This is a genomic window from Pantoea sp. CFSAN033090 (genome assembly GCF_001264395.1).
Taxonomy (GTDB): Bacteria; Pseudomonadota; Gammaproteobacteria; order Enterobacterales; family Enterobacteriaceae; genus Pantoea; species Pantoea agglomerans.
The window spans coordinates 1-14,246 of the sequence record NZ_LGYX01000033.1 but is presented as its reverse complement, the minus strand read 5'-3'; the positions used below and the strand labels follow the sequence as shown (position 1 = coordinate 14,246).

Below are 14,246 nucleotides of genomic sequence, written 5' to 3'. Positions count from 1 at the left end.
GAGTGAGACTCAGAGGGCGTCCAACCGAAATTGAACGCCCCGTAACCAGTACAATTGCGAGCGCTTTAAACCCTGCGCTTTCAGGCGGCGGCGAACCGCAGCCTGAAAAGGGGTTACTCGTCTTCCAGCTCGATGTTGATACCCAGCGAGCGAATCTCTTTCAACAGTACGTTGAAGGATTCCGGCATGCCCGGTTCCATCTGATGGTTACCGTCAACGATGTTTTTATACATCTTGGTACGGCCGTTGACGTCATCAGACTTAACGGTAAGCATTTCCTGCAGGGTATACGCGGCACCATATGCTTCCAGTGCCCATACTTCCATCTCACCAAAGCGCTGACCACCGAACTGTGCCTTACCACCCAGCGGCTGCTGAGTAACCAGGCTGTAGGAACCGGTTGAACGTGCATGCATCTTGTCATCAACCAAGTGGTTGAGTTTCAGCATGTACATGTAGCCAACGGTTACTTGACGTTCGAACTGCTCACCGGTACGGCCGTCAAACAGGGTAATCTGACCGGAAGAAGGCAAGCCGCCGAGCTGCAGCAGCTCTTTGATTTCGCTCTCTTTCGCGCCATCAAACACCGGAGTGGCGATTGGCATACCTTTCTTCAGGTTCTCAGCCAGACGCAATACTTCGTCGTCGGAGAAGGTGTTCAGGTCAACTTTCTGACGCAGATCGCTACCCAGGTCATAGGCGCGCTGGATGAATTCGCGCAGTTTCGCGACGTCTTCCTGCTTTTTGAGCATGGCGTTGATCTTCTCGCCGATGCCTTTCGCTGCCATACCCAGGTGGGTTTCCAGAATCTGACCGATGTTCATACGCGATGGTACGCCCAGCGGGTTCAGAACGATGTCAACCGGCGTGCCGTTTTCATCGTAAGGCATATCTTCGATCGGGTTGATCTTAGAGATAACACCTTTGTTACCGTGACGGCCTGCCATTTTGTCACCCGGCTGAATCTGACGCTTAACAGCCAGATAAACCTTAACGATTTTCAGCACGCCTGGTGCCAGATCATCGCCCTGGGTGATTTTACGACGCTTACCTTCAAGTTTTTTCTCAAACTCGTGCTTCAGCTCGTCGTACTGCTCTGCCAGCTGCTCCAGCTGGTTTTGCTTGGCTTCGTCAGTCAGACCCAGTTCCAGCCAGCGCTCGCGCGGCAGCTTGTCCAGTTTGTCTGCTTCAACGCCACCAGAAATCAATACGTTCTGGATACGGCTGAACAGGCCCGCTTCCAGAATCTGCAGTTCTTCAGACAGGTCTTTCTTGGCCTGCTTCAGCTGCATCTCTTCAATTTCCAGCGCACGTTTGTCTTTTTCCACGCCATCGCGGGTAAAGACCTGAACGTCGATCACGGTGCCTGACACGCCATTCGGTACGCGCAGTGACGAATCTTTCACGTCAGAGGCTTTTTCACCGAAGATAGCGCGCAGCAGTTTCTCTTCTGGCGTCAGCTGGGTTTCACCTTTTGGCGTAACCTTACCAACCAGAATGTCACCACCGGTCACTTCAGCACCGATGTAGACGATGCCTGACTCATCCAGTTTAGAGAGTGCAGCTTCACCCACGTTCGGGATATCAGCGGTAATCTCTTCCGGCCCCAGTTTGGTGTCACGCGACACGCAAGCCAGTTCCTGAATGTGGATAGTCGTAAAGCGATCTTCCTGAACCACACGCTCGGAGACCAGGATGGAGTCTTCGAAGTTGTAACCGTTCCACGGCATGAACGCTACGCGCATGTTCTGGCCCAGCGCCAGTTCACCCAGATCGGTGGACGGGCCATCTGCCAGCACGTCGCCGCGCTCAACCGGCTCACCCAGAGAAACACATGGCATCTGGTTGATGCAGGTGTTCTGGTTAGAACGGGTATATTTGGTCAGGTTGTAGATGTCGATACCGGCTTCGCCAGCATGCATTTCGTCTTCGTTAACTTTGATAACGATACGTGATGCGTCGACGTACTGTACGGTACCGCCACGTTTGGCAACGGCAGTTACACCGGAGTCAACGGCAACAGCACGTTCCATACCCGTACCAACCAGCGGCTTATCAGCACGCAGAGTCGGAACGGCCTGACGTTGCATGTTCGCACCCATCAGGGCGCGGTTAGCATCATCGTGTTCCAGGAACGGGATCAGGGACGCACCGACAGAAACGATCTGTTGAGTCGAAACGTCCATGTAGTCAACCTGATCGCGGCTGAACAGGCTTGATTCGCCTTTGCTACGGCAGGTGACCAGGTCATCAACAAACGCGCCGTTATCATCAAGAGGGGCGTTCGCCTGAGCGATAACGTAGTTACCCTCTTCGATAGCAGAGAGGTAGTGAATCTCGTCAGAAACCAGACCGTCGATAACACGGCGGTAAGGCGTCTCAAGGAAACCGTACTCGTTGGTCTGTGCATACACAGACAAGGAGTTGATCAGACCGATGTTCGGGCCTTCAGGGGTTTCGATTGGGCAGACACGACCGTAGTGCGTTGGGTGTACGTCACGCACTTCGAAGCCGGCACGCTCACGCGTCAAACCACCCGGGCCGAGAGCAGAGATACGACGTTTGTGCGTAATCTCTGACAGCGGGTTGTTCTGATCCATAAACTGAGAAAGCTGGCTGGAACCAAAGAACTCTTTCACCGCGGCCGAAATTGGCTTCGCGTTGATCATGTCCTGTGGCATCAGGGTATCAAGGTCGCCCAGTGACAGACGCTCTTTCACCGCACGCTCAACACGTACCAGACCGACACGGAACTGGTTCTCAGCCATTTCACCGACTGAACGAATACGACGGTTACCGAGGTGGTCGATATCGTCCACTTCGCCTTTACCGTTACGGATGTCGATCAGCTTCTTCATCACTTCGATGATGTCATCTTTGCTCAGGATGCCTGAACCTTCGATTTCATCACGCAGCAATGAACGGTTGAACTTCATACGACCCACAGCAGAAAGATCGTAACGATCTTCAGAGAAGAACAGGTTCTCAAACAGGTTCTCTGCTGCTTCGCGTGTTGGCGGCTCACCAGGACGCATCATGCGGTAGATCTCAACCAGTGCGCTCAGACGATCGCTGGTTGGGTCGACACGCAGGGTCTCGGACATATATGGACCGTGGTCCAGATCGTTGGTGAACAGCGTTTCGATGCGCTTGTGACCGGACTGGCTCAGTTTGGCCAGCAGATCCAGTGACAGTTCCATGTTCGCTGCAATGATCAGCTCACCGGTGCTCTCATCGATGTAGTCTTTAGCGACCACTTTGCCCGCGATATATTCAACCGGAACTTCGATGTGCTGAATGCCATCTTTTTCCAGCTGACGGATATGGCGCGCAGTAATACGGCGTGCTTTTTCGACGTAGACGGTGCCGTTCGCTTCGATATCGAAGGTCGCAGTTTCACCGCGCAGGCGCTCAGGCACCAGCTCCATCTGCAGCTTGTTGTCGCGAATTTCAAACACCACTTTCTCGAAGAAGATATCGAGGATCTGAGGTGTAGTGAACTGCAACGCACGCAGGATGATAGTGGCCGGCAGCTTACGACGACGGTCAATACGGACAAACAGGTTATCTTTCGGGTCAAACTCAAAGTCGAGCCATGAACCGCGGTAAGGGATGATACGTGCGTTGTAGAGCACTTTACCCGATGAGTGGGTTTTACCCTTATCGCTATCAAAGAACACGCCAGGACTACGGTGCAGCTGAGAAACGATAACGCGCTCGGTACCATTGATAACAAAGGTACCATTGTCGGTCATGAGCGGAATTTCGCCCATGTAGACTTCTTGTTCTTTAATGTCTTTTACGGTGCCTTCTGGCGCTTCGCGCTCATAGACCACCAGACGCAGTTTCACGCGCAGCGGTGCCGAATAGGTCACGCCACGGATCTGACACTCTTTCACGTCAAAGACAGGTTCACCCAGGCGATAGCTGACATACTGCAACTCAGAGTTGCCGCTGTAGCTCGCAATAGGGAATACAGAGCGGAATGCAGCTTCCAGTCCGTACTGACCTTCTGGATCTTGCTCGATAAACTTCTGGAACGAGTCGAGCTGGATGGAAAGGAGATAAGGTATGTCCAGTACTTGCGGACGTTTACCAAAATCCTTACGAATACGTTTTTTCTCGGTATAGGAGTAAACCATAGGGTTCCTCAGCTAGCTGACAAGTCGACCCACGCTGTCCGTCCTGACAGGACAGTTCATGCAACACGATTTTGTTTGATTCACTGGCTGCGCAGCAGCAGTGCAATACCTCTTTCTATCACGCTTAAATCATTTCATCGCTGTTGCGAGGGCAGGGAACCCGCACAGGTAGAGCGGTATATTAAGTCGTCGATAGAGAAAGATATTGAAGAGTAACAATGGACAAACAGTGTGAAACCCCATTGAGACCCTGTAGCGCAAAAAGGCTGGTGACCAAAAAGTCACCAGCCATCAGCCTGAAACTACTCAGACTGCAACCCGAAGGCTGTCTTACTTAACTTCAACTTCAGCGCCAGCTTCTTTCAGAGCAGCTTCAAGTGCAGCTGCGTCATCTTTGCTGATCGCTTCTTTGATTACGCCAGTTGCTTCAACCAGATCTTTGGCTTCTTTCAGGCCCAGACCAGTTGCAGTACGTACGGCTTTGATTACTGCAACCTTGTTCGGGCCAACAGCTTTCAGAACTACGTCGAATTCAGTTTTTTCTTCAACAGCTTCAGCCGGGCCCGCAGCAACAGCTACAGCAGCAGCAGCAGAAACGCCGAATTTTTCTTCCATAGCAGAAACCAGCTCAACTACTTCCATTACGGACATCGCTGCAACAGCTTCCAGAATTTGGTCTTTAGTAATAGACATGACAATTGTTCCTAAGAATCAGAAAAAGTTTATACGTAAGCAAGTACGAAGAAAAGAATATGACCTTAAGCCGCTTCTTTTGCATCGCGTACAGCAGCCAGAGTGCGGACCAGTTTGCCGGCAGCGGCTTCTTTCATGGTCGACATCAGACGTGCCAGTGCTTCTTCGTAGGTCGGCAGCGTTGCCAGACGGTCAATATTGGCCGCCGTGATCAGCTCACCTTCAAAGGCTGCAGCTTTGACCTCAAATTTTGCATTCGCTTTCGCGAAATCTTTGAACAGACGAGCAGCAGCGCCCGGGTGTTCCATAGAATATGCAATCAGGGTCGGACCAACAAACGTGTCTTTCAGGCACTCAAACTGAGTTCCTTCAACGACGCGGCGCAGCAGGGTGTTACGAACAACACGCATGTAAACGCCAGCTTCACGGCCTGCTTTACGCAGTTCGGTCATTTTATCAACGGTAACGCCACGGGAATCCGCAACAACCGCTGAAAGCGCACCTTTGGCTACTTCGCTGACTTCAGCAACAATCGCTTGTTTGTCTTGAAGATTTAATGCCATTAGCTTTTGCTCCTGGATTTGACCGGGAAAGGATTTCCCCGGAACTCACTTCACTTACTCACCCCAAGGGGAAATAAGCGCTCGAACACGGTGAGCAGAATCCAGCTAAGAAAAAATTCTTTTGGTTCTGTCACCGTCTACGCAGGGTATTAAGCGGAATATCCGGAGATAAGCAGCTCCTGCGGTCTTGGACGGAGGCCAGGATAAGGCCTGGCTCCAACCTAAATTCTGTGCGACGCAGCAGAGTCAGAGGGAAAGGCGATACACGCAACAATCAGTTCTGGCTCTCTGGTGTCCTGTTCCGTTAATAACAGAACAACGGGCGTAAGATTCTAGGTGAATTTTTCGCCCGTTTCAAGCAGCAATTAGTTTGCTGTTGCGTTCAGACCAGCCTGGTCAACGGCAACGCCGGCGCCCATGGTGGTTGAAAGGCTAACTTTCTTGATGTACACGCCTTTCGCCTGAGATGGTTTTGCTTTTTTCAGCGCAACCAGCAGAGATTCCAGGTTTTCTTTCAGTTTGTCAGCGTCAAAGTCCACTTTACCGATGGTAGTATGGATGATGCCGTTTTTGTCGTTACGATAACGAACCTGACCCGCTTTAGCGTTCTTAACCGCTTCAGCAACGTTAGGCGTTACAGTACCGACTTTCGGGTTTGGCATCAGGCCACGTGGACCCAGAATCTGGCCCAGCTGGCCAACAACGCGCATTGCATCCGGAGAAGCAATAACAACGTCAAAATTCATTTCGCCTTTCTTGATCTGATCAGCCAGGTCTTCCATGCCTACCAGCTCAGCGCCTGCTGCTTTAGCAGCTTCAGCGTTGGCGCCCTGGGCGAAGACAGCAACACGTACTGAACGACCAGTACCGTGTGGCAGAACGGTCGCGCCGCGAACGTTCTGATCAGATTTACGTGCATCAATGCCGAGGTTGACAGCAACGTCAACGCTTTCAACGAACTTGGCAGTAGCCAGTTCTTTCAGCAGAGCAACAGCTTCAGCAATATCATACTGCTTGGTCGCGTCAACTTTGTCGCGAATTACGGTCATGCGCTTGGTCAGCTTAGCCATTTCTTAGTCCTCTACTACCAGGCCCATGGAACGAGCAGTACCTTCGATTGAGCGAGTCATCGCTTCAACGTCAGAACCAGTCATGTCCGCAGCTTTGGTTTCTGCGATTTCACGTACCTGAGCACGAGTCACTTTACCGACTTTATCTTTGTTCGGCTTACCAGAACCAGACTTGATGCCCGCTGCTTTTTTCAGCAGTACGGCAGCCGGAGGCGTTTTGGTAATGAAGGTAAAAGAACGGTCGCTGTATACGGTGATAACAACAGGAGTCGGCAGACCTTTTTCCAGAGATTCGGTCTTAGCGTTGAACGCTTTGCAGAATTCCATGATGTTAACACCCTGCTGACCCAGAGCTGGACCAACCGGTGGACTTGGGTTCGCCATACCAGCTGCAACCTGCAGCTTGACGTAGGCTTGGACTTTCTTAGCCATGATATTTCCTCAATTGGGTTATAGCGCCTGTAAAGGCTCCCCGTGATAACGATTTACACGCTGTTGCCAGCGCATAAAAACAAAAGGCGCGAAATTGTAGTTAAATTTCGCGCCTGCTGCAACAGCTAATTTGTGAGCGGAAAGAGGTTAACCTTTCTCCACCTGACCGAAGTCGAGCTCAACCGGCGTGGCACGTCCAAAGATGGAAACGGATACCGTCAGGCGGCTCTTCTCGTAATCCACATCTTCAACCACACCGTTAAAGTCAGCAAAAGGACCGTCATTAACGCGAACCATTTCACCTGGCTCAAACAGCGTTTTCGGACGAGGCTTGTCGCCGACCTGCTGCAGACGGTTCATGATCGCATCAACTTCTTTATCGCTGATAGGTGCCGGACGGTCAGATGTACCGCCGATGAAACCCATCACGCGTGGGACGCTGCGTACCAGGTGCCAGCTGGCGTCATTCATCACCATCTGAACCAGTACGTATCCCGGGAAAAACTTGCGCTCGCTCTTACGACGCTGGCCACCACGAATTTCAACGACTTCTTCAGTCGGAACCATGACGTCGCCAAACAGCTCTTCCATGTTGTGCAATTTGATATGCTCGCGCAGCGATTGTGCTACGCGGCCTTCAAAACCGGAAAACGCCTGTACGACGTACCAGCGTTTCTTTGGAGCTTCAGACATCTCAGAACCTCAGGCCAGTGATAAACGATACCAGACGGACCAGAATACCATCCAGCCCCCACAAAATCAGTGACATCACGGCAGTAACCGCGGCAACGATTAACGTGGTGTGCAGCGTTTCCTGGCGGGTTGGCCAGATAACCTTACGCATTTCTGTTCTTGCTTCACGAGCAAAAGCCACGGTCGCTTTGCCTTTGGTCGTTAAAAGCGCAATGCCGCCAGCCGCTGCAATCAGTACAACTACGGCTAAAGCACGCAGTGGCAGTGACACATCACGATAGAGGTAGTTACCTACAATCGCTGCAAGCAGCAGTAACACGACTACTACCCACTTTACCGCTTCCAGGCCACGCCCGCTCCCTTGAGCTTCGGTATTCGCACTCATAAACCAACCTGCCACAATAATTCAGAAACTATTCTGCCCCGCAGTGCGAGGCGTCCAAACCGAATGAGCTTTTGGGGCGTAACTCGGTATCCAACGCCGCATAACAGAGCCTGTCTCAGCAATGATTATGATTCAAAAAATCACTGATGAGCCAGGTTCTATGAAACAGCGTGCAAAAAGGGCATCAAATGATGCCCTTTCCGTGTGCATTGCGTCAAACGTTATCGGTAATTATGCGATAACTTTAGCAACAACACCCGCGCCAACGGTACGACCGCCTTCGCGGATTGCGAAGCGCAGACCTTCGTCCATTGCGATTGGGTGGATCAGGGTAACAACCATTTTGATGTTGTCGCCTGGCATGACCATCTCAACGCCTTCTGGCAGCTCTACTGAACCGGTTACGTCAGTTGTACGGAAGTAGAACTGTGGACGATAGCCTTTGAAGAACGGAGTATGGCGGCCACCTTCGTCTTTAGACAGAACGTAAACTTCTGACTCGAACTGGGTGTGCGGCTTGATTGAGCCTGGCTTAGCCAGAACCTGGCCACGCTGGATGTCTTCACGCTTGATACCGCGCAGCAGAACACCACAGTTTTCGCCTGCCTGACCCTGGTCCAGCAGCTTACGGAACATCTCAACACCGGTACAGGTTGATTTCGCAGTATCTTTGATACCCACGATTTCAACTTCGTCGCCGACTTTAACGATGCCGCGCTCAACACGACCGGTAACAACGGTACCACGGCCAGAGATTGAGAATACGTCTTCGATTGGCAGCAGGAACGGCATGTCGATCGCACGGACTGGATCCGGGATGTAGTTGTCCAGGTGTTCAGCCAGCTCAACGATTTTTGCTTCCCACTCAGGAACGCCTTCCAGCGCTTTCAGAGCAGAACCACGAACGATTGGGGTGTCATCGCCTGGGAAGTCGTACTGTGACAGCAGGTCACGTACTTCCATCTCTACCAGTTCCAGCAGCTCTTCATCATCAACCATGTCACACTTGTTCAGGAACACGATGATGTAAGGAACGCCAACCTGACGACCCAGCAGGATGTGCTCACGGGTCTGTGGCATTGGGCCATCAGTCGCAGCAACAACCAGGATCGCGCCGTCCATCTGCGCAGCACCGGTGATCATGTTTTTCACATAGTCGGCGTGGCCTGGGCAGTCAACGTGAGCGTAGTGACGTGCAGCAGTCTCATACTCAACGTGTGCGGTGTTGATGGTGATACCGCGGGCTTTTTCTTCAGGCGTGCTGTCGATCTGATCGAATGCACGAGCCTGGCCGCCGTTGGTTTTAGCCAGTACGGTAGTGATAGCTGCAGTCAGGGTGGTTTTACCGTGGTCAACGTGACCGATGGTGCCCACGTTTACGTGCAGTTTGTTACGTTGAAATTGCTCTTTAGCCATCGCTAGTCCCTCTAAGACACGGATATATCAATGATATCATCACATTAACCAGGCAATGCCTGACTGCAAGGAAGTTACAGAGAAAATCAGGAGGGAGATTAAAGGAAGTGGTGCTGATACCCAGAGTCGAACTGGGGACCTCACCCTTACCAAGGGTGCGCTCTACCAACTGAGCCATATCAGCACATCTGGAGCGGGCAGCGGGAATCGAACCCGCATCATCAGCTTGGAAGGCTGAGGTAATAGCCATTATACGATGCCCGCATCCTGGAACTCGGCTACCTGTTCTTTCTGTAGCTTGCAGATAACAGAGATGTTTCTCTATTATCTACTGCCTGTCAGCGAAGCTGACCGACTTTGACTTCGCTAACGCTCAGTCTGAATTCAGGGTGATAAGTGACTCACCTGACAGATAAACAGGTTGTTTATCTGCGTACCCAACCGCGAGGTTGAGATGGTGGTGGGAGAAGGATTCGAACCTTCGAAGTCTGTGACGGCAGATTTACAGTCTGCTCCCTTTGGCCGCTCGGGAATCCCACCTACTTGATGGTGCCGGCTACCGGAATCGAACTGGTGACCTACTGATTACAAGTCAGTTGCTCTACCAACTGAGCTAAGCCGGCATCAAGTGGAGCGCATTCTAGGAAGGTCGGGCTCTGGATGCAACTAAAAAATCGCTTATTTTTTTCTATCGCTTACTATTTGTGCAAATCATCGCATTTTAGTGTTTTTGTGCAGAATATTTGTGCAATCTGGTCCTGTTTTCATAGGATCAGTCGGCTCGCGCTAATGCCTTAGGCCTCTCTCTGGACCGCTTTTCAGCAGGTAAATGATCTGCAGGCAGTATTTTTATTTCACACGCCTGTACCGAACGATGCTTTTTTGACCTCGCCTGCGCTTTTTTTTCATGTGCAGGCACTTTTCTGTAGAAAGCAGGCCTGTTTTGACATGCGTGTCCCTTATGTCGGTACGACGATGACCAGGCGTGGAGCCTTTCAAAATGACTCTACGCCGTTTGTTCTTTTGCTGAAGTTCTTATGGCACATATTGAATCTGTACCGCCTCAGCCTCTCTCTATGCCCTTATGGCGGCGTTTTGTCATTCAGACGTTGTCAGATGTAAAAAGCAGATAAAAGCCGCACATGCGCTGTGATGACCTGCAATATCATAAACAACGATAAAGCAGTAAAAATTAAAGCCACCATGATGTTTTGTGGGTATGCCGACGAAAGCGAGATCACGTTTATCTTTTTACTTCTGTTAAAAGCCATACTGGTGATACCCTCCAGCCCATTGTTCTCACTGATAAACCAGCGATTCGTGATTCACTTCACCTGTGCTGTCCTGCTTATCGGATAACACGCGGTTGATAGCCATGAATTTGCGGTCAGATGCATGCTTATGGATAAAACGACCCCCCTGACAACGCCTTATTTAGAGTTCACTCGTGAGCAATGGGCTGCATTACGTGATTCCGTACCTATGACGCTGTCAGAGGAAGAGATCGCGCAGCTGGAGGGCATCAACGAGGATCTCTCGCTGGAGGAAGTAGCGGAAATTTATCTGCCACTTTCGCGTCTGCTTAATTTTTATATAAGTTCTAACGTTCGCCGGCAGGCTGTACTGGAGCAATTTCTGGGCACCAATGGCCAGAAAATCCCCTATATCATTAGTATTGCGGGTAGCGTAGCGGTCGGTAAAAGCACGACTGCGCGTGTCTTGCAGGCTTTGCTCAGCCGCTGGCCTGAACATCGCAAAGTCGAATTGATCACCACTGATGGCTTCCTTCATCCTAATGCCGTGCTGAAAGAGCGTGGGTTAATGAAGAAAAAAGGATTCCCGCAATCCTACGATATGCACCGGTTGGTCAATTTCGTCTCCGATTTGAAGTCGGGAGCCAGTCAGGTGACTGCTCCGGTCTATTCACATCTGATTTATGATGTCATCCCTGATGGCGATAAAGTGATACAGCAGCCTGATATTCTGATTCTGGAAGGACTGAATGTATTACAGAGTGGAATGGACTATCCCCACGATCCCCATCATGTCTTTGTTTCAGATTTCGTCGATTTTTCTATCTATGTTGATGCAGAGGAAGATCTCCTGCAAAGCTGGTATATCAATCGATTCCTGAAATTCCGCCAGGGCGCATTTACCAATCCGGACTCCTATTTCCATCATTACGCCCAGCTTTCAGAGGCAGAAGCGGTTGAAATTGCTGGTAATTTATGGAAAGAGATTAACTGGCTTAACCTGCAGGAAAATATCCTGCCGACGCGCGAACGAGCCAGCCTGATTATGACCAAAAGTGGCGATCATGCAGTCGATAAGGTTCGTTTACGTAAATAACTGCTGTCATAAAAAAGCCTGCGTTGCTGCAGGCTTTTTTTACTCAAACAGGACGCAGTGATATTTCTCCACCCACCCAGGCTTTTATTTCGCCATCCTGTTCCAGTAACAGGCCACCCTGGCTGTCTACGCCTCGCGCAATACCATGGACCTCACGTTCACCGATAAGCAGCTTAACCGGCCGGTTAATAAAATTATCCAGCGCAGCCCAGCGTGCGACAAACGGGGTTAATCCCTCCTGCTCAAAGAGCGGCAGAGCTTCGCGCAGACTGTTGATCAGACGTGCTGCCAGCTCATTGCGGTTTACCGTTACCCCGGCCTCCTGCAGGTTAATCCAGCCCTGATTAATCTGTGATGCATCGGCTGTTCGCATCGCCAGGTTAATCCCCGCACCAATCACGATCTGCGCAGCATCGCCGGTTTTACCTGTCAGTTCGACCAGAATACCCGCCAGTTTACGATCGTTCAGATAAATGTCATTGGGCCATTTTACGCGGACATCATCGGCCCCTAATGAACGTAATGTCTCAGCCATGATAATGCCAATTACCAGGCTCAGGCCCATCGCCGCTGCCGGACCCTGCTCCAGACGCCAGTACATAGACATGTAGAGGTTCGCTCCAAAGGGCGAAAACCACTGACGGCCACGACGGCCGCGACCCGCCTGCTGATATTCCGCAATGCAGGCAGCACCCGACTCCATTTCATGCATACGTTCCAGCAGATACTGATTTGTGGAATCAATCACCGGGATTACCGAGACGTTACCCTGCGTAACCTGTGAGAGTATCGCCTGCTCATCCAGCAGCTGTATCGGGGCAGAGAGACTGTAACCTTTACCTGTCACGGTATAGACGTCAAGACCCCAGCTTTTTAACGTCTGGATATGCTTATTTATGGCTGCGCGACTCATGCCCAGCGTTTCACCCAGTTGCTCACCAGAATGAAACTCACCATCAGATAAGATATCAACCAGCTTTAGCGGAACATTATGGTCTTTCATGCGATCACCCCGACGGCATTACACTCACCCTGCGCCTGAATAAAGCGCACTTCGGGCTCAAGCCAGACATCAAATTTTTCACCAACCTGAGCGCGTACGGTTTTTGCCAGCGCAACGATATCGTCGGGAGTGGCATTTTCAGCGTTGATCAGCACCAGAGCCTGTTGCTGGTGAACTGCCGCGCCCCCGATGCGGTAACCTTTCAGCTGGCACTGATCGATAAGCCATCCTGCTGCCAGTTTGATTTCACCATTTGGCATCAGATAGTGTGGCATAGCCGGAAAATGCGTCAGTAGTGAGCTGCACTGCGCCTCGGTGACGACAGGATTTTTAAAAAAGCTGCCTACATTACCGGTGACTTTCGGATCGGGTAATTTGCTCTGCCGCATCTGGCATACCGCGTGATAGACATCCCAGGCATTGGCCGTCACCGGATTGAGCGTTTTCAGATCGCCGTAGGTTAATACCGGTTGCCATTGCTTAGGCAATATTATCCCGACTGCGACGATGACATAGCCTGACTGGTAGTGATGTTTAAAAATGCTGTCACGATAGCCAAACTCACAGGCTTCACGATCGAGACGTTCTGTCTGACCACTGTGCAGATTAAGTACATCCACGTATTCGCAGACGTCTTTTAATTCCACGCCATAAGCACCTATGTTCTGAATCGGTGCCGAACCGGTCATACCAGGGATCAATGCCAGATTTTCCAGGCCTGTGATCCCTTTTTCCAGCGTGCTTTTAACCAGCTGATGCCAGTTCTCACCTGCCCCGACGTGCAATTTCCAGCACTCATATTCATCCTGAATTTTGATGCCTTTGATGCGGTTCAGCACCACTGTACCGGCAAAATCTTCCAGGAAGAGGACATTGCTGCCTTCACCGAGCACGAGGAAAGGCGTTTGATCACTCTGGCTGGCCTGCCATGCTGCCAGAATGGCGGCTGGCGTCTCGGCGACGATGCGTTTCTGTGTATGTACTTCAAGCCCAAGCGTATTGTCGGCTTTTAAGGAGGGATGCTGGCTGGACATTTGGCGGCCTTTACTGAGTTATCTGGCCGTAGTTTACCGTATCAGAGAGGGGTTCTCAGGCTGTTTTCGGGGGTTATGATGAGGTTTTTCACGATCTGCAGACGTAAAAAAGCCCCGCACTTGCGTGCGGGGCTTCTTCACTTATTTAATGCCTGGCAGTTCCCTACTCTCGCATGGGGAGACCCCACACTACCATCGGCGCTACGGCGTTTCACTTCTGAGTTCGGCATGGGGTCAGGTGGGACCACCGCGCTAAAGCCGCCAGGCAAATCTTGGTGCACGAAACGAATCTTTTACGCCATGACCGCGTTGCCATCGCTCAGCCACACCGGTCACATACTTCAGTATGCTCCCGCTGACGTCCTCGCTCTGCGCCTTGTCACGCCGCAAAATCTTTCGTTTCCGCTAATTTTTATCCGGTAACAGGCTGAAAATTGTGTCTCTCAAAAACGCCTCTGGCGTTGTA

The 14,246-nt window shown here is 51.2% G+C and carries 11 protein-coding genes, 4 tRNA genes and 1 rRNA gene; 1 reads left to right on the top strand and 15 read right to left on the bottom strand.

Annotated features, from left to right (window positions below; genetic code table 11):
* Positions 1-113: 113 nt before the first annotated feature.
* The 12 genes from rpoB to AFL22_RS22080 form a co-directional block, all read right to left on the bottom strand.
* Complete coding sequence (gene rpoB / locus AFL22_RS22135; protein ID WP_010261046.1) at positions 114-4,142, bottom strand: DNA-directed RNA polymerase subunit beta; 4,029 nt, start codon at positions 4,140-4,142, stop codon at positions 114-116.
* 330 nt (positions 4,143-4,472) lie between these two features.
* Positions 4,473-4,835, bottom strand: a complete 363-nt coding sequence (gene rplL, locus AFL22_RS22130) for a 50S ribosomal protein L7/L12 (protein ID WP_008927142.1) — start codon at positions 4,833-4,835, stop codon at positions 4,473-4,475.
* A 65-nt stretch (positions 4,836-4,900) separates the two neighbouring features.
* Positions 4,901-5,398, bottom strand: coding sequence for a 50S ribosomal protein L10 (gene rplJ / locus AFL22_RS22125; protein WP_003848098.1), 498 nt, complete (start codon positions 5,396-5,398; stop codon positions 4,901-4,903).
* 365 nt (positions 5,399-5,763) lie between these two features.
* A complete protein-coding gene (gene rplA / locus AFL22_RS22120) occupies positions 5,764-6,468 on the bottom strand; it encodes a 50S ribosomal protein L1 (RefSeq protein WP_010261038.1) in 705 nt (234 codons plus the stop codon).
* A 3-nt stretch (positions 6,469-6,471) separates the two neighbouring features.
* Positions 6,472-6,900 carry a 50S ribosomal protein L11 gene (gene rplK / locus AFL22_RS22115; RefSeq protein ID WP_006121495.1) on the bottom strand — a complete coding sequence of 143 codons (429 nt, stop codon included), beginning with the start codon at positions 6,898-6,900 and terminating at the stop codon, positions 6,472-6,474.
* A gap of 147 nt (positions 6,901-7,047) precedes the next feature.
* Positions 7,048-7,593, bottom strand: a complete 546-nt coding sequence (nusG, locus tag AFL22_RS22110; RefSeq protein WP_003848088.1) for a transcription termination/antitermination protein NusG — start codon at positions 7,591-7,593, stop codon at positions 7,048-7,050.
* Position 7,594: 1 nt separating this feature from the next.
* Complete coding sequence (gene secE / locus AFL22_RS22105; protein WP_008927141.1) at positions 7,595-7,978, bottom strand: preprotein translocase subunit SecE; 384 nt, start codon at positions 7,976-7,978, stop codon at positions 7,595-7,597.
* Between the two features lie 231 nt (positions 7,979-8,209).
* Positions 8,210-9,394 carry an elongation factor Tu gene (gene tuf, locus AFL22_RS22100; protein ID WP_010261012.1) on the bottom strand — a complete coding sequence of 395 codons (1,185 nt, stop codon included), beginning with the start codon at positions 9,392-9,394 and terminating at the stop codon, positions 8,210-8,212.
* Between the two features lie 108 nt (positions 9,395-9,502).
* A tRNA-Thr gene (locus AFL22_RS22095) sits at positions 9,503-9,578 on the bottom strand.
* Between the two features lie 5 nt (positions 9,579-9,583).
* Positions 9,584-9,658 (bottom strand) — tRNA-Gly (locus tag AFL22_RS22090).
* A gap of 191 nt (positions 9,659-9,849) precedes the next feature.
* Positions 9,850-9,934: transfer RNA gene (locus AFL22_RS22085), tRNA-Tyr, on the bottom strand.
* Positions 9,935-9,941: 7 nt separating this feature from the next.
* Positions 9,942-10,017, bottom strand: a tRNA-Thr gene (locus tag AFL22_RS22080).
* A 778-nt stretch (positions 10,018-10,795) separates the two neighbouring features.
* On the opposite strand from AFL22_RS22080, the gene coaA reads away from it, so the two are divergent.
* A complete protein-coding gene (coaA, locus tag AFL22_RS22070) occupies positions 10,796-11,743 on the top strand; it encodes a type I pantothenate kinase (RefSeq protein ID WP_010672227.1) in 948 nt (315 codons plus the stop codon).
* A 43-nt stretch (positions 11,744-11,786) separates the two neighbouring features.
* Here the strand turns inward: coaA and birA are convergent, their stop codons facing one another.
* From birA to rrf, 3 genes are all read right to left on the bottom strand, one after another.
* Positions 11,787-12,746 carry a bifunctional biotin--[acetyl-CoA-carboxylase] ligase/biotin operon repressor BirA gene (gene birA / locus AFL22_RS22065; protein WP_010261004.1) on the bottom strand — a complete coding sequence of 320 codons (960 nt, stop codon included), beginning with the start codon at positions 12,744-12,746 and terminating at the stop codon, positions 11,787-11,789.
* On the bottom strand, positions 12,743-13,780 hold the full coding sequence (gene murB / locus AFL22_RS22060; protein ID WP_033780876.1) for a UDP-N-acetylmuramate dehydrogenase: 1,038 nt from the start codon (positions 13,778-13,780) through the stop codon (positions 12,743-12,745). Before murB ends, birA begins: the two co-directional genes overlap by 4 nt.
* Before the next feature lie 150 nt (positions 13,781-13,930).
* Positions 13,931-14,046 (bottom strand): 5S ribosomal RNA (rrf, locus tag AFL22_RS22055).
* Positions 14,047-14,246 lie beyond the last annotated feature (200 nt).